21 protein-coding genes are annotated in these 20,605 nt (G+C 56.9%); 12 read left to right on the top strand and 9 right to left on the bottom strand.

Features of this window, described 5'->3' with window-relative positions; genetic code table 11:
- Positions 1-115 precede the first annotated feature (115 nt).
- Positions 116-1,846: a ClcB-like voltage-gated chloride channel protein gene (locus AC1RWI_RS06700; RefSeq protein WP_043358183.1), complete on the top strand. Its 1,731-nt coding sequence runs from the start codon at positions 116-118 to the stop codon at positions 1,844-1,846.
- A 38-nt stretch (positions 1,847-1,884) separates the two neighbouring features.
- Here the strand turns inward: AC1RWI_RS06700 and AC1RWI_RS06695 are convergent, their stop codons facing one another.
- Positions 1,885-2,664, bottom strand: coding sequence for an IclR family transcriptional regulator (locus AC1RWI_RS06695; protein ID WP_043355272.1), 780 nt, complete (start codon positions 2,662-2,664; stop codon positions 1,885-1,887).
- Between the two features lie 377 nt (positions 2,665-3,041).
- On the opposite strand from AC1RWI_RS06695, the gene AC1RWI_RS06690 reads away from it, so the two are divergent.
- Together AC1RWI_RS06690 and AC1RWI_RS06685 are read left to right on the top strand one after the other, a co-directional pair.
- The gene (locus AC1RWI_RS06690) at positions 3,042-3,614 is read left to right on the top strand and encodes a thiamine pyrophosphate-binding protein (RefSeq protein ID WP_052495062.1); all 573 of its coding nucleotides are present in this window, start codon (positions 3,042-3,044) and stop codon (positions 3,612-3,614) included.
- Positions 3,615-3,625: 11 nt separating this feature from the next.
- Positions 3,626-4,219, top strand: coding sequence for a thiamine pyrophosphate-dependent enzyme (locus AC1RWI_RS06685; RefSeq protein WP_043355275.1), 594 nt, complete (start codon positions 3,626-3,628; stop codon positions 4,217-4,219).
- A gap of 169 nt (positions 4,220-4,388) precedes the next feature.
- On the opposite strand, the gene AC1RWI_RS06680 is transcribed toward AC1RWI_RS06685, so the two are convergent.
- Positions 4,389-5,303: a GntR family transcriptional regulator gene (locus tag AC1RWI_RS06680; RefSeq protein WP_124684269.1), complete on the bottom strand. Its 915-nt coding sequence runs from the start codon at positions 5,301-5,303 to the stop codon at positions 4,389-4,391.
- Positions 5,304-5,501: 198 nt separating this feature from the next.
- Between AC1RWI_RS06680 and AC1RWI_RS06675 the strand changes: the two genes are divergently transcribed.
- The 4 genes from AC1RWI_RS06675 to AC1RWI_RS06660 all read left to right on the top strand — a co-directional run bounded on the left by AC1RWI_RS06675 (position 5,502) and on the right by AC1RWI_RS06660 (position 11,008).
- Entirely contained in the window at positions 5,502-7,181 is a 1,680-nt protein-coding gene (locus AC1RWI_RS06675; RefSeq protein WP_082055153.1) for a GMC family oxidoreductase, read from the top strand.
- A gap of 99 nt (positions 7,182-7,280) precedes the next feature.
- Complete coding sequence (locus AC1RWI_RS06670; protein ID WP_172966118.1) at positions 7,281-8,618, top strand: MFS transporter; 1,338 nt, start codon at positions 7,281-7,283, stop codon at positions 8,616-8,618.
- A 151-nt stretch (positions 8,619-8,769) separates the two neighbouring features.
- Positions 8,770-10,200 (top strand): NAD-dependent succinate-semialdehyde dehydrogenase, encoded by a 1,431-nt coding sequence (locus tag AC1RWI_RS06665; RefSeq protein WP_043355278.1) that lies wholly within the window; start codon positions 8,770-8,772, stop codon positions 10,198-10,200.
- Between the two features lie 112 nt (positions 10,201-10,312).
- Positions 10,313-11,008 carry a response regulator transcription factor gene (locus AC1RWI_RS06660; protein WP_082055154.1) on the top strand — a complete coding sequence of 232 codons (696 nt, stop codon included), beginning with the start codon at positions 10,313-10,315 and terminating at the stop codon, positions 11,006-11,008.
- Positions 11,009-11,965: 957 nt separating this feature from the next.
- Here AC1RWI_RS06660 and AC1RWI_RS06655 read toward each other — a convergent pair.
- From AC1RWI_RS06655 to AC1RWI_RS06640, 4 genes are all read right to left on the bottom strand, one after another.
- Positions 11,966-12,391 carry a putative phosphothreonine lyase domain-containing protein gene (locus tag AC1RWI_RS06655; protein ID WP_052495065.1) on the bottom strand — a complete coding sequence of 142 codons (426 nt, stop codon included), beginning with the start codon at positions 12,389-12,391 and terminating at the stop codon, positions 11,966-11,968.
- Positions 12,392-12,534: 143 nt separating this feature from the next.
- Positions 12,535-12,777: an excisionase family DNA-binding protein gene (locus tag AC1RWI_RS06650; protein WP_043355281.1), complete on the bottom strand. Its 243-nt coding sequence runs from the start codon at positions 12,775-12,777 to the stop codon at positions 12,535-12,537.
- A 468-nt stretch (positions 12,778-13,245) separates the two neighbouring features.
- The gene (locus tag AC1RWI_RS06645) at positions 13,246-13,929 is read right to left on the bottom strand and encodes a hypothetical protein (RefSeq protein WP_043355286.1); all 684 of its coding nucleotides are present in this window, start codon (positions 13,927-13,929) and stop codon (positions 13,246-13,248) included.
- Between the two features lie 114 nt (positions 13,930-14,043).
- A complete protein-coding gene (locus AC1RWI_RS06640; RefSeq protein WP_124684270.1) occupies positions 14,044-14,427 on the bottom strand; it encodes a hypothetical protein in 384 nt (127 codons plus the stop codon).
- A 234-nt stretch (positions 14,428-14,661) separates the two neighbouring features.
- On the opposite strand from AC1RWI_RS06640, the gene AC1RWI_RS06635 reads away from it, so the two are divergent.
- Positions 14,662-14,997 (top strand): helix-turn-helix domain-containing protein, encoded by a 336-nt coding sequence (locus AC1RWI_RS06635; protein ID WP_082055155.1) that lies wholly within the window; start codon positions 14,662-14,664, stop codon positions 14,995-14,997.
- A 468-nt stretch (positions 14,998-15,465) separates the two neighbouring features.
- Positions 15,466-16,305 carry a D-alanyl-D-alanine carboxypeptidase family protein gene (locus AC1RWI_RS06630; RefSeq protein WP_052495066.1) on the top strand — a complete coding sequence of 280 codons (840 nt, stop codon included), beginning with the start codon at positions 15,466-15,468 and terminating at the stop codon, positions 16,303-16,305.
- A gap of 261 nt (positions 16,306-16,566) precedes the next feature.
- Here AC1RWI_RS06630 and AC1RWI_RS06625 read toward each other — a convergent pair whose 3' ends face one another.
- Entirely contained in the window at positions 16,567-16,947 is a 381-nt protein-coding gene (locus AC1RWI_RS06625) for a winged helix-turn-helix transcriptional regulator (protein ID WP_043355288.1), read from the bottom strand.
- 93 nt (positions 16,948-17,040) lie between these two features.
- On the opposite strand from AC1RWI_RS06625, the gene AC1RWI_RS06620 reads away from it, so the two are divergent.
- The 3 genes from AC1RWI_RS06620 (at position 17,041) to AC1RWI_RS06610 (ending at position 18,926) form a co-directional block, all read left to right on the top strand.
- Positions 17,041-17,445 carry a DoxX family protein gene (locus AC1RWI_RS06620; protein ID WP_043355290.1) on the top strand — a complete coding sequence of 135 codons (405 nt, stop codon included), beginning with the start codon at positions 17,041-17,043 and terminating at the stop codon, positions 17,443-17,445.
- A 12-nt stretch (positions 17,446-17,457) separates the two neighbouring features.
- Positions 17,458-18,189 (top strand): SDR family NAD(P)-dependent oxidoreductase, encoded by a 732-nt coding sequence (locus tag AC1RWI_RS06615; RefSeq protein WP_043355291.1) that lies wholly within the window; start codon positions 17,458-17,460, stop codon positions 18,187-18,189.
- A 98-nt stretch (positions 18,190-18,287) separates the two neighbouring features.
- The gene (locus AC1RWI_RS06610; RefSeq protein WP_043355292.1) at positions 18,288-18,926 is read left to right on the top strand and encodes an NAD(P)-dependent oxidoreductase; all 639 of its coding nucleotides are present in this window, start codon (positions 18,288-18,290) and stop codon (positions 18,924-18,926) included.
- A 258-nt stretch (positions 18,927-19,184) separates the two neighbouring features.
- Here AC1RWI_RS06610 and AC1RWI_RS06605 read toward each other — a convergent pair whose 3' ends face one another.
- Positions 19,185-19,916 (bottom strand): hypothetical protein, encoded by a 732-nt coding sequence (locus AC1RWI_RS06605; protein ID WP_066735637.1) that lies wholly within the window; start codon positions 19,914-19,916, stop codon positions 19,185-19,187.
- A gap of 47 nt (positions 19,917-19,963) precedes the next feature.
- Positions 19,964-20,599 (bottom strand): hypothetical protein, encoded by a 636-nt coding sequence (locus AC1RWI_RS06600; protein WP_043355296.1) that lies wholly within the window; start codon positions 20,597-20,599, stop codon positions 19,964-19,966.
- Positions 20,600-20,605: the final 6 nt, after the last annotated feature.

The following is a 20,605-nucleotide window of genomic DNA, read 5'->3' as shown; positions in this document are numbered from 1 at the left end:
TATGGCGGCGTTGTTCTCGGTGCTTCAATACCGAGCCACTTCTTTGCCCCACGAGTTTCGATGCCGACTGCGCATCGACCGGTCAGCCTCGGGGACCGTACTGTCGCAGCTAGCTATGAAAAATGCCTCTTGCCTGCTCCGGACCTTCTTGTGGAAGGCCGTGCGCCAACCCGACACGCACGCAATGCTTCTTTGGGCCGTTGTCGTGGGAATTGTTGGCGCCTACGCGATGGCTGCATTTCGAGAAGGTATAGATTTGCTGCAGCGAACGATTGGGGGGGAGCCCGGGAATTTTGTTGAGTTTGCGAAGGCTTTGCCGTGGCCTGTTCGGATTGCTGTGCCGACGGTGGGAGGCCTGATAGCTGGCGGGTGCTTGCTTCTCGCGCGTCGGGGTTCCTCAGGCTCGGGTGCTGACTATATGGAAGCTGTCACCGTTGGAGGCGGTGTAGTGCCCGTGTGGCAAAGCATCTGGCGGACTATTTCGTCGCTTTTTTCAATTGCCAGCGGCGGCTCAATCGGTCGAGAGGGCTCAATGGTTCAACTCGCGGCCCTGTGCTCTTCGGTTGTCGGCCGGCTGTTTCGTTTCGACCCGGCTCGCCTGCGCGTGCTCGTCGCGTGCGGTGCGGCAGCAGGCATCACATCGGCGTACAACGCACCAATTGCTGGCGCGTTCTTCGTCACTGAGTTGGTCCTCGGTTCGATGGCGATGGAATGGTTCGGTCCCATCGTAGTTTCGTCAGTCGTCGCCAACATTACCATGCGTGAATTCGCTGGTTACAGACCTCCCTATGAGATGCCGTCGTTTCCTACGGTCACCGGGATGGAGGTCCTCCCATTTGTTGTCCTCGGCCTACTTTGCGGAATTCTGGCCCCTCGATTTCTTCAACTGCTCGCGATTTCCAAGAAGGGATTTGGCAAGCTGCCACTTTTTCTTCCGATGAAGCTCGCATTAGGAGGCTTAATAGTAGGCATTGTCTCCGTTTGGGCGCCAGAGGTGTGGGGCAATGGTTACGAGGTTGTGAACTCGCTGCTGCATCAGCCGTGGACGTGGACCGCGCTGCTCGTTGTGCTGGTCTTAAAAATCATCGCAACGCTCGCAACAGCTGGGACAGGTGCAGTTGGAGGCGTTTTCACGCCAACGCTATTTGTCGGGGCAGTCATCGGATGTATCTACGGAATTGGTGTTCAGAACATATGGCCACAGGCGAGCGCCGAGCCCTACGCCTACGCAATCGTCGGCATGGGCGCTTTCCTGACAGCGGCCACCAATGCGCCTTTGATGGCAATTCTCATGATTTTCGAGATGACCCTCTCATATCAGGTAGTCCTGCCGCTAATGCTTTCCTGTGTCATCGCATACTTCGTGGCTCGCAACGCCGAGCACAGTGCAATGTACGAAGTGACGGTACGGCGCAATCGTGAGTTGAAAGACCGGTCGAAACTCGCTGCTATGAGAATGCGGGAGTTGGTCAGGCCCGCAGACACTATCGTCCCGCTCAACGCATCGGTCGAGGCGATGACTCGTATGTTTGCGGAACATCCCGTGAAGTATCTCTACGTCGTCGACGAACGTCAGCAGTTCTGTGGTGTAGTCGCATTGGACGACGTCGCTTCTGATTTGGCGGCTCCTCGGATTCCACGGCGTAGAACTGCGTCGGACTTCCTCTTACCGGAGTTTCACGTCCTTACCCCAGATATGACGTTGGGCCAAGCCTTGCAATTGTTCCTCAAGTTTCGTGGGGAACGCCTTCCGGTTATCGACCCGACCTCCAACAGTTCATCGATTCTCGGGGTCGTGTACAAGACGTCGTTGCTGGACGCGTATGGCCGAATGAGTCCTTCCTGACGACACGCAAAAGACGGGCACGCGTGCCGGCACGAGCATCAATCCACGGTCTGCGCGTCGAACAGGGCCTTAAACTGCAGTGCTGCCTCCTTCAAAACTGGCAGTTTCAAAAGCAACTCCTCCAGACTGCTTCTGGGGGCAGCCGCGTGACATACGAGCGCAATGGCATTGCGCGAAGAACCCGTAATTACAGGCACAGCTACACCGACCATGCCGATGATGAATTCCTCCCTGTCGGTGGAGATTCCCTTCTCAGCAAGACGCGTGAGTTCATCGTCCAACTTCGCTCTGTTGGTGATGGTGTGTGGCGTGCGCGGGCTAAGCGTGAGCCGGTCCAGAAGTGCAGCGCGCTCAACGGGCGGGAGCTGCGACAAGAATAATTTTCCGCCTGCGGTGCAGTGAAGCGGGTGTCTGGAGCCAAGCTCCAGATGCATCCTCAACGGCTCCGACGTTTCGACGCGCTCGAGGTACAGCACGCAATCACCATCGAAAGCTGAGAGATTACATGTTTCGCCAAGGCGCGAGACCAACCCACGAAGCACTGCCCGGCATTCGCGTCGGAACGAACTGTTGCTGAGGGTTGACGCGGCAAGTTGGACGGTACGCGGGCCGGGTATGAGTCCTCTTGTGTCCGGCATCCGTGCCAGATACCGACTAGAAATCAACAGGTCCACGAGCCGCGCTGCGCTGGCCTTCGGAATATCCAGTCGCATCGCTATCTGCGCAATTGTGACCGGTTGATTCGAGGCAGAAACCCGCTCGAGAAGGCTGAGTAGCCTGAGCATCTTGTGCTCTTGGAGCATATCGGAGGTGGTCATTCGTCTCCCTGGGGGCATCGTGCTTTCTTGTTCGAAGAAGCATTTTTAGTCTCAAATTCCGACAAATCTCGTGTTTCTGCTTGCGGTCGTCTGCTTCGCATTGTATCAAGATGATAAGACATTTAGATACAAGTCGTAAACCCGAGAATCAGTGCGTCTTGGGTAGCGACCGACGATGGAGACACCCCCAATGTGTACCTTCCGGCCCATCTTCGTGATGTGGCACCAACTCCTGCTTTCTATCCGTTCAAGGCTGCGTTCCGACGCTTCCGTCACTGTGAACGGCAGCGTTGCTTCGGCCCCAAGCCGCCGCAAAAACTATTCGCTCGCCATCCTGCATGCGGGCATGTAACGCGCGCCAGCGCAATGAGGTCAGTATGGACAACGATTTCACTCAACACTCTGTCAGCGCGGCCAAGGTGATTGGCGAATTCCATAAGTGCGGAATCGACTTCGTCACGACGGTTCCGGACATGTTGCAGATTGCTCTTCATCAGGCGCTCGAGGACCAGAACAATGGTATCCGCGTAGTGCCCACAACGACCGAAGACCAGGCGGTCGAAGTGGCCGCGGGTCTGTACGCGGGCGGGCGCAGTGTCGCGATTCTCGTGCAAAACCAGGGCTTCTATGCAGCAATCAACAGTGTTCGAGCGCTTGGCCTCGACTCGAAGATTCCGATGCTTTTTGTGGTCGGCCAGTTCGGACGCGAGTTCGCGAATCTTGGGAAGGACCCACGGGAATCCCGTCGTCTGATGGTGCGAATGCTCGAGCCCTTGCTGGAAACACTCGATATTCCGTACTGGCGACTCGAGGCGCCGGGGGACGAAAGACATATCGCGGCCGCTTGGGCCGCATCCCGGGAACGCAAGGGACCAGCTGTACTTATCGCGGGTCACTTCATGGGATTCGCGCAATCCAACGATGCCGACAAGGTAAAGCAGTCAGTTTGAAGGAGCCAATCATGAACATGTCTACTGCAGAAGCGTGCGAAGTAATTCAGAAGGTCCGTGGCGATGCCATCGTCGTTTGCACAATGGGTGCGATGAACGCTCTGGACAAGATTTCCACCGACCCGCTGAACGTCGCGTGCGTTCCCCTGATGGGCGGGGCGGCGTCCTTGGGGCTGGGACTTGCCTTGGCGCAGCCGAAACGTCCCGTGTTCGTCCTCGACGGAGACGCCAGCCTTCTCATGGAGTTGGGAGGATTGGTGACGGTAGCGCAAGCTGCGCCGGGAAAGTATGTCCACTTCCTGTTCAACAACAGCACTCAGTTTTCCGGCTTAGGGAATCTGGACACGCCAGGCGCCGAGACTGTGGACTTCGTAGGCCTTGCCCGTTCGGCAGGCTATAAGACGTCGCAACGCATCTGCGACCTGGAAGACCTCGAACGCAAGCTTCACTCGATTTTGAGTGGACCGGCACCGGCCTTCGTGGAATTGGTTGTAACAAAGGAAGCACCCACGCTTGGCACCACCAAGCCCTCCGTGGAGATGACCGACGCGCGATTCACCCGCATGGGCGATGAATTGCGCCGCATTCGTAGTCACCTCGTCTGATTTTTGATTGCGTAAGCGGTGCCGCAATGCGATGAAAGAGAAAGGGATTGGAGAGAGCCTGAGAGCGCGTCTTCGAAGATGCGATGACCAACCAATAACAAGTCCAGTCCTGCGCTCACGATGGACCGTCGAGCCTTTCCTCTGAGGAAAGACTCGACTTCGCACATCTTTATTTCTCTGTTGCGCGGGATGCGGCGCCGTTCACGTTCTTGATTGACGAGGCCACGGGCAAAGGACCTTGAACGCTCAGCGAAAACTCGTAATTTTCCGGGCGAATGTAGAACGAAGTACGTTCGCGCAAAGCACCATCGCTGCCGAAAGACTCGCGCTCCATGACGAGAAGGGCAGCCTTCGCAGAAAGTCCCAGGAGTTGGCCGACTGAGGCGCCCGCAGAGCGAGCGCGAATTCGAACCTCTGCTCTCGTCACGGTTAGCTTCAAGACGCTTTCCAACAATCCATAAATGGGGGTGCGGTTCACCTGCTCCCAAGTTAATCCGCTAGCCTCCGGCGGCAGCGTCGACACAACAAGCGCAATGGGTTCGTCATCAACCAGATACAGGCGTCGCAGCTGGAAGCAATCGGCATCGGTTGCGCCAAACGCCTGACGTAAGCTTTCTGAAGCAGATGCAGGCCCAAATTCAAGCAGCTTCGTTTTCGGCTCCACACCTTGCGCGATGAGTGCGTCGTAAAACCCTCGCATCGGCTTCAGGTCGTGCAAGAACTTTTGCCGCGACACGAAAGTGCCTTTGCCCTGCTTGCTAACGACGTACCCCTCAGCCAGCAACTGGGCAATGGCCTGGCGAACCGTCACGCGACTCACTCCGAAACGGTGAGTGAGCTCATTCTCCCCGGGTAGCTTGCTGTCAGTCGCGAAGGAACCTGAGTCGATGTCCGAGCGCAACAGGTCGGCAATCTGCATATACAGCGCCGTTGGACTTTCCCGATTTAGAAGAGACTCGCCCGCCACAGTTCCAGACTGCTTTTCAGCAACCGCTGTGTTGTCATCCTCCGTCGTTTCCGGCGCCGGGGGAAGTGGGGTCAAACGTCGACGCGATGCGCCGCGCTTTTCAGGGTTTCCTTGCATCAGGGTCCGTTCCGAGAGGGTCAAACGGCGTGCTTTTTCAGTTCAAAAATGCGGCTTCAGGCTCAGATTCCAGAGTCAACCGCGTTTTCGCTTGCACCGCCAAAAGTGCCGTTGTATCAATATGGTAAGACATCTGCATACAAGTTGCAAATGCAAGGCGCTCCCCAAAGCGCGATAGAAATCAGGAGACACGGCAGCATGCAAACATTCGACTACGTCATCGTCGGCGCTGGCTCGGCCGGTTCAGTTCTCGCAAATCGCCTGAGCGAAAGCGGAAAATATACCGTTTGCCTTCTCGAAGCCGGCCCGAAAGACCGGTATCCGTGGATTCACATTCCCATCGGATATGCGAAGACGATGCAACACCCGAAATACAACTGGCGTTTCTACACCGAGCCTGAACCGGAACTCGCGAATCGCAAAATCTATCAACCGCGTGGCCGAACACTTGGCGGAAGCAGTTCGATTAACGGCCTTATCTACATCCGCGGCCAAAAGCGTGACTACGACGAATGGCGTGACCTCGGCAACCCCGGCTGGGGTTGGGACGACGTGCTACCGTACTTTCGCAAGCTCGAGACCAACGACCTAGGCGCGTCAGCAACCCGCGGCGATAGCGGCCCGATGCATGCGACTAGCGTTCCACCGGAGCATGAACTGGTCGACGCTTTCATTGGAGCGTCTGAACGCCTGGGCGTACCCCGCACGAATGATTTCAATGATGGCCGTCAAGAGGGAGTAGGTTATTTCCAGGTCAGCACAAAGAACGGCTTCCGCTGCTCGACCGCGGTCGGGTATCTGAAGCCGGCGAAGAGCCGAGCCAACCTCCATATCGAGACTCTTGCACAAGCAACCAAGGTGTTGTTCGAGGGGAAACGGGCCACAGGCGTTCGGTACGTGCGAGACGGTCGAACTCTCGAGGTCAAAGCGACGCGCGAAGTCCTGCTCTGTGCCGGTGCCATCCAGTCCCCACAGCTATTGCAACTTTCGGGCGTTGGCCCTGCAGCTTTGCTCTCTGAGTTCGGCATCAAGCCTGTGCATGTCTCACCAGGTGTGGGCGAAAATCTCCAGGACCACCTGCAGGTTCGATTGATGTACGAAGTGACCAAACCGATTACCACCAATGATGCGGTTCGTAGCTTGACCGGTCGCGCGAAGATGGGGCTGCAATGGCTTTTGCGCCGCAGTGGCCCTCTGGCGGTCGGCATTAATCATGGCGGAATGTTTTGCCGCGCGTTGCCAGACGAGAACGCGACTCCCGATATTCAGTTTCACTTCGCAGCTTTGTCCGCGGATAGCACGGCGGGAGAAGTTCACGACTTCCCCGGTTGCACATACTCGATTTGCCAGCTTCGCCCAGAATCTCGCGGCTTCGTGCGGATTCGCTCCCTCGAGGCGTTGGAGCCACCGCGTATTCAGTGCAACTACCTCTCGACTGAAACCGACCGACGCACGACGGTCGCCGGCGTGAAGTTCGCGCGCAAGGTCGCGGCGACAGAACCGATGGCGGCGTATATGAAGCGCGAATATCGACCTGGCCCGAACGTACGCACGGACGATGAAATCCTGCAGTTCTGCCGGGAATACGGGACAACGATTTTCCATCCGTCCGGCACGGCAAAAATGGGCTCGGCCGACGACCCTATGGCGGTGGTTGACGGTGAATTGCGCGTTAGGGGTGTCGAAGGCCTGCGTGTCATTGACTGCTCAATCATGCCGACTCTCATATCTGGGAACACAAATATCCCCACGGTGATGATTGCCGAAAAAGCGGCCGACATGATTCTGAAGGGCGACCGCCGGCGAGTCGAAACTTCACACGTGATTGGGTCCGAGAAGATTGTAGGGCTCAGCAAACAGGAGGCGCAGCACAGCTGACGAGCCTTGCCAACTTGTAGACAAAGCGTCGCAACGGCGACGCTTCACCGAGCAGAACGCGTACATCGATGCGCGACAACATTTTCATGAAGTGGAGACATCATGAGCACGGACAAGAAAGCCCTGCGGCGCGTTGCAGCTGCGAGCGTCATCGGCGCCATCATAGAATGGTACGACTTTTTCCTTTACGGAGTCGTCGCAAGCCTCGTCATCAACAAGTTGTATTTCCCTCCTGGGGATGCTGCGACATCGACACTTCTCGCTTACGCAACGTTCGCCGTCGGATTCGTTGCTCGGCCGTTCGGCGGGATAGTCTTCGGTCACTTCGGTGACAAAGTCGGGCGCAAGAGCATGCTGGTCATCACTTTGATGATTATGGGGCTCTCGACCGTCGCAATCGGGCTTGTACCAACCTACAACATGATTGGTTATTGGGCCCCCGGTCTTCTTCTTCTTTTCCGGGTCATCCAAGGGATTGGACTCGGTGGTGAATGGGGTGGCGCGGTCCTCATGGCGTATGAATACGCTCCTCGTGAAAGCAAAGGGTTCTATGCGAGCCTGCCGCAGATTGGACTTTCAGTTGGTGTGCTACTGTCCGCTGCCATTATCGCCTCGCTGTCCGCGCTGTTGACCGACGCTCAGTTTATGGCGTGGGGCTGGCGACTCGCGTTTGGACTGTCTTTTATCTTCGTGATGTTTGGTCTTTGGATTCGGCTCAACGTGATGGAAACGCCCGAGTTCGCGAAGGTCAAGAGCAGCCACAGCGAGACGAAGGTACCGTTCCTGGATATGTGCAAGCGTTTCCCGGGCAACATGCTGCTTGGTCTGGGTGCGCGACACATCGATGGGGTGTTCTTCAACATCTTCAGCGTCTTCACCATCAGCTATCTGACGAGTCATATCGGTATCAGCCGGAATGAAGCGCTCATTGGGGTGATGATTGGCGGCGTTGTTCTGACCATATTTATCCCAATTTTCGGACGTATCTCGGACTTTGTGGGCCGTCCGCGTCTCTACGCTTTCGCTGCGCTCATCACTGCAGCATCGGTCTATCCAGCGTTCTGGGTGTTCACGCATGCGGCGGGTAACACAATGTTGCTGTGGGCCGCCATCGCGATTCCCTACGGTGTCTTCTACGCTGCAGTCTATGGCACTGTCGCGGTCTTCCTGTGCGAGTTGTTTGACGCCAAGGTGCGGTACACAGGCATCTCGTTCGTTTATCAGTTTTCGAGCGTCACGGCTGGCGGTCTCACTCCAATCATTGCGACGGTACTTGTGACCCTCGCGGGCGGAAGCCCTTGGCTCGTTTGTGCCTACGTCGCGGGTTCAGGTGTTATGTCGTCATTGTGCGCATTCATCATCGGCCGCCGAGCGGTACGGTCAAACCTCGAGCATCAAACGGAGGATGGAGTGAACCGCCGTCGTCAGCTTTCGTAGTCGTCGCCCGGTTATCAAGTCTGCTCCTCCGCAAATCCCCACGAGCCACGAAGGCGAGGACACGGCTTTCCGGCCGATGTCCTCGTCGTTCGCGTGAGCGACCGTATCGGCAGGCTCATTTCAAAAACGGCGTTACTCTCCAGGAGCATCTGTGTATCCCGAGCTATTTCTTTACATCAATGGTGAATTTATTGGCGTCGGTGGACAGCGTAAATCAGAAGACGTCACCAATCCGGCCACACGTGAGGTGTTGGGACGTTTGCCTCACGCAACGATTGCAGACCTAGCGCATGCCGTAGCTACATCCCAATCGGCTTTCCTGAAATGGCGGAAAAGCTCGCCACTCCAACGCTCAGAAATATTGCGTCGTGCAGCATCGCTTGCTCGGGAACGTGCTGACGATATTGCGCAAGCCATTACCTTGGACCAAGGCAAACCTCTTGCGGAAGCCCGCGCCGAAGTGGTCACATGTGCTGACCACGCAGATTGGCACGCGGAAGAATGCCGCCGCATCTATGGACGTGTCATTCCTCCGCGAGACACAGCCGTCCGGCAGATAGTCGTGCGCGAGCCTGTGGGAGTTTGCGTCGCGTTCACGCCATGGAACTTCCCATTCAATCAGGCGATAAGAAAAATCACAGCTGCTATTGGTGCAGGGTGCGCCATCGTTCTCAAAGGGCCGGAAGATTCTCCCAGTGCAATTGTGGCGCTGGCGAAACTTTTTCACGACGCTGGATTGCCGCCCGGTGTCCTGAACATCGTTTGGGGTGTTCCACACGAGGTATCGGACTTTCTCATTCAACATCCGTTGGTCCGGAAGGTCTCATTTACTGGCTCCGTCGATGTGGGCAAAAAGCTAGCAGCGCTCGCTGGGCATCATATGAAGCGGGCAACCATGGAGCTTGGTGGGCATGCCCCAGTGATTGTCTGTGACGATGCGGACGTGGATTCGGCGGTACAAGTGACAATGCGGATGAAACTGCGCAACGCGGGCCAGGTGTGTGTCGCACCTACGCGACTCTTCGTTCAGTCGGGCATCTATACAAAGTTTCGAGACCAGATGATTGAGGCGTTCGAAACCGCCAGGTTGGGTCCTGGCATCGACTCTTCAACCACGATGGGACCGCTTGCTCACGCTCGACGAGTCAAGGAAATGGAGCGGTTCGTTGCTGATGCGAAAGCGCGAGGTGGGAACGTTCTAACGGGCGGGTTCGCCCCCGAGCTTGGCGGCAGCTTTTTTGCGCCAACCTTGGTGGACAATCTCGACGACACAGCCGACCTCATGCAGAAGGAGCCATTTGGGCCTATCGCGCCGCTTGCGAAGTTCGATACATTGGATGAAGCAATCGCACGGGCCAACAGTTTGCCTTTTGGACTCGCGGCGTTTGCATTCACGGAGCGCACCCGGTCGGCACATCGACTCGCGACTGAGCTTGAAGCGGGCATGGTGAATATTAATCACGCTGGCATGGCACTGCCTGAAACTCCGTTTGGTGGAATCAAAGACAGTGGGATGGGTAGCGAAGGTGGCACTGAGACTTTCGACGGGTATCTCACCACGAAGTTTGTCACTCAAGTCTGAATGTCATGCTGAACACGGTCGCGCGAGCATTTCGACGGCCTTAAAACGCGCAGGTTCGAAGGGGGCTGCGCCTTCATCCAGGGGTAGCCTTAAGTAGGTTCGAAGGGTCTCTATGCGAGTTCTGATTACCGACGGCGACAATGAAATTGCAGAAGTCGTGCGAGAAGCACTTCGGCTGTCGGGCTACGCGGTCGACAGAGTCGCTACCGGAAATCTCGCTGACACTGCGTTGCGAGCCAAATCCTTCGACCTGCTCATACTGGACTTGGATGTCGAAGGCATAAGCGGAGCACAGGTTTTGTCAAGACTGCGCTGTCGCGAGTCAAAGCTGCCCGTGCTCGCCCTCAGCGTGGTCGATACTATCGAGCGTAGAGTCGACGCACTGGACCGCGGCGCAGACGCCTTCATGGCAAAGCCGTTCTCAATCCCGGAGTTGCTTGCACGTGTTCGTGCGTTAATCAGGCGAGGAGCAAGGTGTCCGGCCGAAGAGGTGACGGTCGGCAATCTATCGTTCGACCTCATCGGCCGTACAGCGACGGTCCGTCGACAGATTTTGGATTTGACGTCGCGAGAGATAGAGGTTCTCGAAATATTCGCCACGCGGGCCGGTCGCGTGGTAACAAAGGACCAACTCGCGTCTGAACTTTCCCGACATGGAGAGGACGTAACCACAAATGCCATCGAAGTCTATGTCCATCGATTGCGCCGAAAACTTAAGACCAGTGGCGCCGCAATTACGACAGAAAAAGGCTTGGGCTACTGTCTTCAACACGGGCGACCAACTCCTTTCAGCCCTCGCGCTACGTGAGTGAGAGACCAGAGAGACGGCGTTGTCACGGCACGATGATTCTTATGTTCAAGTTCGTCGGCATGACTTGACTTCACACACGCCTTCGAGCGTTGATACGAGTCCACCTGGAGCCGGCAGAAATATGGGTGGCGTATGTCACCGACTGACCGAGCGCGCGCTTTCGGGCGAGATGCTGTGCTTGTTTTCTCGGCGCGTTCGCTAGTCATCGGTCGCACCCTGTAGCAGTTGCCGCGTGCGCTTCATGACCCAAGCCACCTCACGTTGGGAGAAGTCCCATTCGCCAGCGTCGACCTTCAATCTCACGCCTCTCTCGGCGCGAGTCAACGCCACGTCTGACGACAGACCGGAGGTAGTAATCTTTCGCGATGCGTACGCGGCTAGCTGACTAGCAAGGTCCTCGCACGCGTCATAGCGTACCCACCGTTGTTCTTCAGTGAGACTGCTTTGATAGCGTCCGTCGACTTCGCGAACGAGAAGTTTTGGTTGAACCCCGGTTACAGAACCGGGGTCCGGTTGCCTCGGAAAATCATCAGGCACATGTCGGTCTGTCATCTCGCTCTCTCTAACTGTGGCAGCTGCCGGGTCGGTGTGACCATCCGACACGCCTCGCATGTCGTCGCCCTGCGCGCGAGTTCGCTCGGCGGAGCCCGAACCGAGTTGCCAAGGTGTGGCCGCACTACGCGGTTGAATGTGATTTACGAAGACTCACAACTGAGCGTCAAGCATTTTGAGCGTCGCAGCGGCGGCGCCCTCTAAACCGACTCCATGCGACGGTTTCGTGCTCGGTTCCCGAAGGTTGATTCGAATGAGCCTCTGCGACGAGAACCGTTCGCTGAAGCGTCGTACCGTCGGTAACGCTCTGCCGGCGCCGACTTCCACAACAACAAGCTTCGACACCGCTTCTCACCTTCCATATGGGACACATCGGTTCTCGAACTAGATTGCAACGGCTGGCTATACACGTAGGTACCACTCACCAGAGCCGTAAATCCTGTTCCGTGTATCAATGTCACGCTTGTAGCCGAGTTCTTTCACGAAGCCCAGCGACTGCAGCACTTCGCGTGCGCGCATGAGGTCCTGCCTATCTGCCCAGTCTCGCGTGTAGACACAGATGACGTGCCCATCGCGACCAATGCTGCGCAGAGCGGTGGATACCTTGGCGCACATTAACTGGTTGCTCTCGATAGCGCCGCTGATTTTGTTCCATTCTTGGTCCACGTCGGCGGGGCTCACAAAGATGCACCATTTCCCAGATGCATCGGTAGATGCGAAGTCGTTGTAGCGCGGGGACTTCTTGTAGTGCCAGTTGCAACTCATGTCCTCAGACGGCTTGTCCGATTTTCTGAACAATCGTTCTTCCACACCGATTCCTTCCTTCATCGAAGCCTCCTCGCGTCCGGCGCTACTCCATCGCGGCGGCAGTTGCCTGAACCGACTATCGTACGGCCTCCATATTTATCGCCCGCCCACCTGAACATTATCATCTTGCGATTCAGACACCACTACGCTTTATTAGATTCAGCTTATTCGTCAGCTGCCGAAGCTTTGTAGGCTTTTACCGCAGCATCCTGATGCGCCTGATAAGCTAGCACTGATGCCTTCGTTAGAAACTGGTTGTTCCGAGTTTTATGGTGAAGCTTGAGTTTGCCTTGCTTGAGCAGCTTCACGACATGTGGACGGGAAACGAATAGCAGCTTCGCGGCTTCGGCGGTGGACATGAAATCGTCGGCGTCAGGCGGCGGTGGAATCTTCGCGTTCGTCGACATTTTGGGTCACCCTTTCTCAAAGCAACCGGCCTCACGCGCCTAAGTTAATCCAGGCTAGCTCACAGGCACTGCGGCGCTACGTTCGTTTCAATCCGCTTTCCGCCGCGCGGCGCGACACTGTTCCAACTCCTTGCTGAGCTCTTCTATTCGCGCTTGCATGCCTGCCGCTCGTTTCAGTAGCTGTCCGACTTCATACCAGTAGGCATATCCTAGGTCCCCGTCCTCTAAGCCCAATTCGTGGAACTTGCGAAGCGCAGTCTCAAGGTCGATACGGCTATCAGAGTTCATCTCTTCTTCCGCTGATTCTGAGGGGCGGTTGGCGCGCTCCGCGGTAGGCAAGCGTCGAAACGAAACTCCGACTAGGCTGAGAGCGAACCCGACTGCCGGCACGACCAGAAGTGTCGGAGTCGTTGAAAGTGGAGTTCAAAAGTTCTTTCATGGCCAGCAGAGGTACGAAATATTGGTCACCTATGGAAACAGTCGGGCATATTGTTCGGCGGCGGTCTTGGCTTCTTGCACTACCGGCTTAACATCCCCCGCGGATAGTCGTTGAAGCGGTGTAGCCCCACCCAACGCCTCAATCGCGGTCGTGAAGAAGTCGAACATAGACCATGGGTCGACTTTGCCGAGACCACGTATGACCTTTCTGAAGTCGTCGCGAAAAATCGTCGTCGAGAGGAAGAACGCTGGGTAAAAGGCTTCGGGACCAAAGTAGACGCGAAATACTCGCTGCGATTCAACAAGCTTAGCCAGTTTCTTTTCCGTGAGGCCTGCCGAGATGCGGAAGTCATGCATTCGGAGCACTTTGCCTTGAAGCACGAGAGGGTAGCGCTCCGGGTTCGCATTGTGGTACCTACGGGAGCGCCTATTTTCTAGCGCCTGCTTCGACTCAGCTCTAACGCGCTCGCGAAGCCTATCTTCCTCCTCGCAAAGCGCGGGGAAATCGATGCCGTAGACCGTGGCCTGGCCAACGGCCTTGCAAAGATGATTCTTGAAGAGCCGACCAAGCGCCGCATCAGGGATTTCAAGCAGTGTTTCAGCGACCTTCGGGTCGAACAAGATGGCTGCAATCACGGCGCGATGGAAGATGTGGTCCACCCATTCCTCATCGAGCGATGTTTCGTTTTCTGTAGCACGCGTAGAGCGCGGCATGGTCATTCCTTACTTAAGCGAGAGCGTTTGAGCCCGCATGGTCTCCAGACTGCGCCGGCCTTCACGGATAAGCGCGTTCTGCAGGCCGCCGCAGATTTCGAATCTCGCACGTGCTCACCCGTTTTCGAAGCTCAATACTTTCACCAGCCGTGGTCTCTCAACACGCGTACCGAATGCGACAGGCGAACACCGTCTCGTTTCTCCGTCGGCGGTCGAATACCAGTAGTTCACGACACCCTTATCGTTTCCCTCTGCCTCCTGCCACAACCCGCTTACTCGGCAGAGCGTGACGGAAGCGTCATCCTCACTACGAGCCAACAAGTGAACCGAAAAGCTAACATCGCCAAGTTGCAGTACCAATTGAATCAGCGCTTCGGCACCGTCCACCACCCAACCATCCGGGGCCGCGCAGTCCGCACCGCGAGAGGAGGCCACGACAAAGAAGTTCGGCGTGAGGTCCGTCCATCCAACGCAGCGCCACGCAAGAAGTGGCTGCATGAGCCTCTTCTTTATGGGATGTAGCTCTTCCCAACTGCTGTCAGTGAATAGCATGACACCGGCCAACAAGAGTTTTAAAGGTTGAGTTTGGCATTAGCTGCATTTTTTGAGGGACGTATTTGTTGGAGTGACCTCAGCAAAGCTGAGAGTCGGTCCGTCGACGTTGGTCGGTAGCATCATCGATTCTACGAATTACGTAGAGATTCAACAAGCGATTTCTACGATATTCGTAGAATGAAAAAACAGCAGCCAGCGTCTCTATTTGGCCGCCGGCTTCGGACCGCCCGGCGCGACGAGGATATTCCACAAGACAAACTGGGCGTCCAAATTGGACTTGATGAACATACAGCGAGCGCGCGAATTAGCCGTTACGAAACAGGCGTGCACGAACCGCCGTTTGAAATCGCTTTGAAGTTGGCGAAGGTGCTGCGTGTGCCAGCGGCATATTTTTATTGCGAAGACGAAGACCTCGCAGAAATAGTGCTGGCGTGGAGTCGCATATCAAATTCCGAGCGTAAGCGCCTTAGGCAACTGGTTGCAACAATGCTCCCCGAAGGTCTCATCAAATAGCACCACAGAAAACGAGCTGGCTCCGGAACGCTCTCATGTGCCCCGCGACTCGGGCTCAGCGCTTCCCCGTGTGCACAACTTCGCTGCCCACACCACAAGGGTGTGGACAGCCGCCTATCGGCGGTTCCGAAGTTGCACACACTCGAACGCCTGACGCGCCGGCGATGCCGGCTTGCCCTAGTTTCATTTTTTGAAAGTGAAAACGTCGACACCTGACGGTGTTCGGGGTCAGATGCGCGTCGTTCGCTTGTAGCCGGGGCAATAACGCTCATTGCTGGGGGAGCGATTTCTCGCCGTCTCAGGGCGGATAGACAAAAGGAATGTGGGGAAGTTGACTAGGTGACCACGATGGCGGATGTCCATGGGCATCAAGTTCTGAGGTGGATGTCCATACCCCCTTATGCGCGGGTGACACAATGCTCTCCTCGAGGCGGCCTCACGCCTCGGCCCACGCACGACAGTTCATTGATGCCTTTTTTGCGCTTCACTCGTTTTCTTGCCGCCTCGGCATTTGCTTTCGGCGCCCTCCCCCTCCCCGCAACGGCCGCGCAGGCTCCACAGATTGCAGCACGCTCTTACATTTTGCTCGACAGCGGCTCGCATCGCGTCATGCTCGAGAAGAATGCTGACGAGCGTCTACAGCCCGCGTCGCTAACTAAAATGATGACAGCCTACGTCGTGCTTGACGCCCTGAAGGCGAGCACGATCAAGTGGGAACAGTTGGTGCGTGTGGAGGCCAGCGACCTTGCTCATGTGGGCGGCGACGAGGCAACCATGCGCCTCCAGGCCGGCCAGATCATCAGCATTCAGGACCTACTGACGGGTCTCATTGTTGTCTCAGCAAACGATGCGGCAATGGTCCTGGCCCGTACGGTCGCCGGGTCGGAGGACGCATTTCTAGGGAAAATGAACGATTACGCCAATCGTCTAGGGCTGAGTGCCAGTCACTTCGCCACCCCTTCCGGCATTACCACGCCAAACCACTACTCGACTGCCCGAGACATTGCCCACCTGTCGGTGCGCTTGACGGAGGATTTTCCGGTCTACCTGGCCTTCTCCGCTCAGCGGGATTTCAGCTATGGCAGCTTCACCAGACACAACAAGAATCGGCTGCTGGACGATCCAACTATCGATGGCCTGAAGACGGGCCATACTGCCAAGGCAGGCTATTGCCTGGCGGTCACGGCAAAGCGCTCGGTGGCCAAGGGCAAAGCGATGCGACGTGTTTTCGCTGTGGTTCTCGGCGCACCCTCCAACGATGGGCGCTTCGTCGCGGGCAGGCAACTGATCGATTACGGCTTTCATTGAGCCCGCTGCGGCTCTGAGCCGCTCGTCGCTGGGGATGGTCAACGGCAAGCAGCGGTATAGCCCTCTGACTGCATGTTGTGCCGGCGTATGGGGGCGCGCAATGCGAAGCACGAGAACTCCAGGTCGCCGTTGACGGGAGTTTGTGTAATTCCTGGCACGTTAAGACTCTCCCTCACTAGCGGGTTGACGATGCTCACCCCTGCGCTTGGCGAGCGTGATGCGAACCGGTGCCGGGGCAAACGCAGTCTCATGCCGGATGCGCTAACTCCCCTTTGCCCTGCGCCCGCGCGACGTCGGCTTCGCCGGCACACTTCTCCCATACTCATTCCACCACGCTGTCAGCGCCTCCATCGTGGCCCCCAAGCCGCGCGCCTTTGCCGTGATCTCGTACTCGACGCGCGGCGGCACCTCAGCAAACACCGTGCGCGATATTAGGCCATCCGCCTCCAATTCACGAAGCTGTGCCGTCAACATGTGCTGAGTGATCCCCGGTATGGCCTTGCGCAGTTCCCCAAAGCGATAGATCCGCTGGTTGAGCAGCCACATGATTTCCAGCTTCCACTTTCCCGACAGTAGCGCAAATGCCCGGCGCATTTCCTCGTGCATGTTGATCTCATCGCCGCCATTAGTCTTCTTTTCCATACTAACCACCAGTTTTTCATCCTACTTGCTGACTTTTAGCTTAGACGACATTCTGTTGCGTGTCGATGCAATCCCCCAGCTTTAGGAAACCTCATGACTCAAAGTTACGTGTACTGGATCAGCACGGCGCTGCTCTCCTTGCTCTATCTCGCTTCCGCGACGATGTATTTAGCCAAACGGGCTTGGGTTGTCCAGGCACTTACAGACCTTGGCTATCCCGGCTATCTCGTACCGTTTCTCACTGCGGTAAAGCTCCTGGGCGTGGCCGCCATTTTGGCGCGCGTCAGCGCGCCGCTAAGCGACCTGGCCTACGCCGGCATGTTTTATCACCTGCTGCTGTCTGGTTTGGCTCACCTTGGCGTCCGTGAACTGAGAGGTGCGCTGCCTGCGGTAGTCGGCGTTGTGCTGCTCGTTTCGTCGTTCGCAACACAGAACATCGCTCGCGAGACCCCGTCCCCCTACGCTCCATTTGCGGAGCGCCAAACATCCCTCAACTAACGGAGATCAACCATGGCTCGACTCAACGGAAAAGTCGCGATCATCACTGGTGCCAGCCGCGGCATCGCAAAACTGTTTGCCGCAGAAGGCGCCAAAGTGGCCGTTCTTTCGCGCACCCTGGCCAATGTGGATGCGGTCGTTGCCGACATTCGCGCTGATGGCGGAACGGCAATCGGCGCGCTTTGCGACATCGCCAATGCCGGCGAGATTAAGGCAGCGGTGGATAAAGTCGTCGCTACCTATGGCGGGATCGACATCCTCGTCAACAATGCCTTCGACTCATCCGCGCCGTTCTCTTCCATTACCGATCTGTCGACGGAACAGTTGCAGCGCAATTTCGAGATGGGACCGATTGCGTATCTGCGGACGATGCAGGCGGCGTACCCCTACCTCAAGGCGAGCGGTGAAGGACGTGTCATCAACTTCGGCTCAATGGCTGGTGTCCTGGGCTTGGTGGGATATGGTCCGTACAACATGGCCAAAGAGGCAGTGCGCGCTCTCACCCGCACCGCTGCCCGTGAGTGGGGCCCCGACAAGATCACGGTGAATAATGTACTGCCGGTGGCCGAGACATGGGGTCCGGAAACCAACGTCCCTCCGCCGACCAACCCGCTCGGCCGCTATGGTTCGCCGGAAGACGATATTGCGCCTGTCGTCCTGTTCTTGGCGAGTAAGGATGCCCAGTTTTTGACCGGATACAGCCTTACCCCCGACGGCGGCTCGATCATCGACAGCGCTCGATAGCTCGGAGCAACTGTCCGTGGTTCGAACACGTATGCAATGCTATCAAATTTGATCGGGCCACTAGCACCTGAGGCTGTGAAGCGGCAATTGAGAGAGAGATGAAAGTTACCCTTTTCGGAGCGACCGGGAAAACCGGGCCATCCCTTGTAAACGAGGGCCTGCAGCGCGGCTTCGAACTCACCGTCTTTGCACGTTCCAGCAGTAAGTTTGAGAACGCCAATGTGCAGATTGTCCGAGGCGAGTTTACCGATATTGACTTGTTGCGAGACGCAATCCGTGGATCAGATGCGGTGCTTTCGGCGCTGGGCCCTGCCAGGCAGCCACACCCGAAAGGTATGCCAATCACTACGGCGACCCGGGCAATCATCTCAGCGATGGAACGCGAGCAGGTGAAGCGGTTCATCGCGGTCTCGACCGGGACAGCCGCTGATCCTGGCGATGATTTCGACCTCAAGATCTGGCTGCCTGCCGCAATCATCAAGTTCGCGATGCCAAGTGCTTACGAAGATATGATCGGACTTGCAAGAGCGATCCGTATCTCGTCGCTTGATTGGACAATGGTTCGAGCGGCTGTATTGAAGAATCGCCACGCCGCGGAGCAACTCAACGTCGGCTTGTATGGTCACGCCAAGCATTCGCTGACGGTCGCCCGTGAAGACTTGGCCAAATTCATGTTTGATCAAATTGCGAACCACGATTTCGTTCGCCGGGCTCCCGGAATCAGCACCCGACAATGACTTCGGGGAGGAGACCGCTAAGCGCTTAACTGCCCGGCCCAGTGTTCATGAACGCTGATTTTCCGTCCTGCTTACAAAGCGGTAAAACACATCGATTTCCGGGACTGTTGGGAGTTGCACCGCCTTTCAGTCACGAACTGGACTCTCGGCGCATGAATGATGAGCGACCAAGAGTGTCGTACGGGACGGCGGCATTTGACGTCGGTGAAGGGCGCCTCCTACGGCCGTTCTCGTCAGTCCACAGCGCTGCCTCGAACTCTAATGGATGGCCTCGGCACGCAGCAGCTTCCACGTGCCAATTTGGTGGTCGAATACGGCCCCATCGGGAGCCACCGCAGATCGCACATCCCAAAATTGATACCGGTCTGCCTTCCCGCCGATGGCGATAGTTTGTCCGCGGGCAATGCTCGCGCCCTTCACCAACAAATGCCGGGTAATGATTCCGACAACATTCGCACAGTTTGGGATTTCGGCCGGGGCACTGACTTCCTTCATCCCAAAATTATGCATACCGCAACTATAGGCACCGCTGCCGGCCCCATCGACCGTCACGACAAACGCCCGAAGAATCCCATCGACGCCCTCGCTCGCGAAGTCCAGCCATTTTTGCGGCGTATGGGCAATGCCGACGTGCTCGACGAGCACACCCAGCGCCCCAGCTTGAACCACAGCGCTTGCCGCAGCCATCAGATGCATCATCCGATGCAAACTGCCCCCCGCGCCCTTGATAATGACGCACGACGCGTGCTGCCTCACTGCACGCATCTCGCTGGTGTCGTGCCAGTGCAGACCAAAACACCAAAAATCCAGCACGGTATTCCTACGACGTCCTTTCCGAAACTCGATGAGGACGCTCTCCCCCGTGTGCAAATCCGTGAGCATGCCGTCAACAAGACGATACTTTGGCGCTTGAGAACTTAGCGCGGATAGAAATTCGGCACGGGAGACCCACGCGCCCGGAAGGGAAAGAACAACGAGAGAGTTTTGCATCGGACGGCTACATGAAAGTTGTCGAAGCGGCGGCGGAGCGATGCTCGTCACATACCAACTTCGATTTGATCTAATCGACAAAGCAAGGCGTCGGTTAGCCAGGACAGGAAAGCGCACCATCCGCCGTGTGAGAGACCCTGGCCGTCAGGCGTATCGATCAGCCACCCCGACGACTGGCCCGGCGCGCAATCGAGTTGCCACCGTAGCCATCGACGGAGAGGCACCGTGAACTCCGACGGCACGTCGTCAAGGCGGATGTATTCTTCGGGTTCAGATTTGATGGTTTGCAGTCCGCCCGGCAACCAATTCGCCAATGCGCAGTGTCGTTGCGCTGGTGTCGACGTTCGTTCCTCCCTCGGAGGATCTTCGTAACCTACGGTCACCGCCGTCACGCAATCTTCGCAACTGAGCGCACCATCATTCTTTGCGCGTTGGATGTTGCGCAGAATCTCCTGCGTGCGAAGAAACTGGCGCTCGGAAATCTCCCGGGTCGCCCGGAGCCGGCGATTCGCCCGGTACAACGTTTCCAGCGGGTAGCGTTGGGCGAGTTGGACCACATCAAACAGGGTCGGACGCGCGAGGATGATAGGGATTTCCGCCGGGGTGCCGCGCAGTTTGGGGTTGGACCATAGGTGTGCACCCGCGCGAAACGCCAGGTCTCGGAATACAAATTTTTCAGCCATGGTACC

The organism is Cupriavidus sp. MPR-AND1C, from assembly GCF_058809705.1.
The sequence above is the reverse complement of the archived record's forward strand: the minus strand, read 5'-3'. Positions and strand labels throughout refer to the sequence as shown.

What these genes read in the sequence shown, in the direction of transcription:
- AC1RWI_RS06625 (WP_043355288.1), bottom strand. Translation starts at nt 16,947, where the DNA reads ATGGAAAAGAAGACTAATGGCGGCGATGAGATCAACATGCACGAGGAA.
- AC1RWI_RS06645 (WP_043355286.1), bottom strand. Translation starts at nt 13,929, where the DNA reads ATGCCGCGCTCTACGCGTGCTACAGAAAACGAAACATCGCTCGATGAG.
- AC1RWI_RS06700 (WP_043358183.1), top strand. Translation starts at nt 116, where the DNA reads ATGAAAAATGCCTCTTGCCTGCTCCGGACCTTCTTGTGGAAGGCCGTG.
- AC1RWI_RS06615 (WP_043355291.1), top strand. Translation starts at nt 17,458, where the DNA reads ATGGCTCGACTCAACGGAAAAGTCGCGATCATCACTGGTGCCAGCCGC.
- AC1RWI_RS06690 (WP_052495062.1), top strand. Translation starts at nt 3,042, where the DNA reads ATGGACAACGATTTCACTCAACACTCTGTCAGCGCGGCCAAGGTGATT.
- AC1RWI_RS06680 (WP_124684269.1), bottom strand. Translation starts at nt 5,303, where the DNA reads ATGCAAGGAAACCCTGAAAAGCGCGGCGCATCGCGTCGACGTTTGACC.
- AC1RWI_RS06635 (WP_082055155.1), top strand. Translation starts at nt 14,662, where the DNA reads ATGAAAAAACAGCAGCCAGCGTCTCTATTTGGCCGCCGGCTTCGGACC.
- AC1RWI_RS06695 (WP_043355272.1), bottom strand. Translation starts at nt 2,664, where the DNA reads ATGACCACCTCCGATATGCTCCAAGAGCACAAGATGCTCAGGCTACTC.
- AC1RWI_RS06630 (WP_052495066.1), top strand. Translation starts at nt 15,466, where the DNA reads ATGCCTTTTTTGCGCTTCACTCGTTTTCTTGCCGCCTCGGCATTTGCT.
- AC1RWI_RS06610 (WP_043355292.1), top strand. Translation starts at nt 18,288, where the DNA reads ATGAAAGTTACCCTTTTCGGAGCGACCGGGAAAACCGGGCCATCCCTT.
- AC1RWI_RS06620 (WP_043355290.1), top strand. Translation starts at nt 17,041, where the DNA reads ATGACTCAAAGTTACGTGTACTGGATCAGCACGGCGCTGCTCTCCTTG.
- AC1RWI_RS06605 (WP_066735637.1), bottom strand. Translation starts at nt 19,916, where the DNA reads ATGCAAAACTCTCTCGTTGTTCTTTCCCTTCCGGGCGCGTGGGTCTCC.
- AC1RWI_RS06655 (WP_052495065.1), bottom strand. Translation starts at nt 12,391, where the DNA reads ATGAAGGAAGGAATCGGTGTGGAAGAACGATTGTTCAGAAAATCGGAC.
- AC1RWI_RS06600 (WP_043355296.1), bottom strand. Translation starts at nt 20,599, where the DNA reads ATGGCTGAAAAATTTGTATTCCGAGACCTGGCGTTTCGCGCGGGTGCA.
- AC1RWI_RS06660 (WP_082055154.1), top strand. Translation starts at nt 10,313, where the DNA reads ATGCGAGTTCTGATTACCGACGGCGACAATGAAATTGCAGAAGTCGTG.
- AC1RWI_RS06685 (WP_043355275.1), top strand. Translation starts at nt 3,626, where the DNA reads ATGAACATGTCTACTGCAGAAGCGTGCGAAGTAATTCAGAAGGTCCGT.
- AC1RWI_RS06675 (WP_082055153.1), top strand. Translation starts at nt 5,502, where the DNA reads ATGCAAACATTCGACTACGTCATCGTCGGCGCTGGCTCGGCCGGTTCA.
- AC1RWI_RS06650 (WP_043355281.1), bottom strand. Translation starts at nt 12,777, where the DNA reads ATGTCGACGAACGCGAAGATTCCACCGCCGCCTGACGCCGACGATTTC.
- AC1RWI_RS06640 (WP_124684270.1), bottom strand. Translation starts at nt 14,427, where the DNA reads ATGCAGCCACTTCTTGCGTGGCGCTGCGTTGGATGGACGGACCTCACG.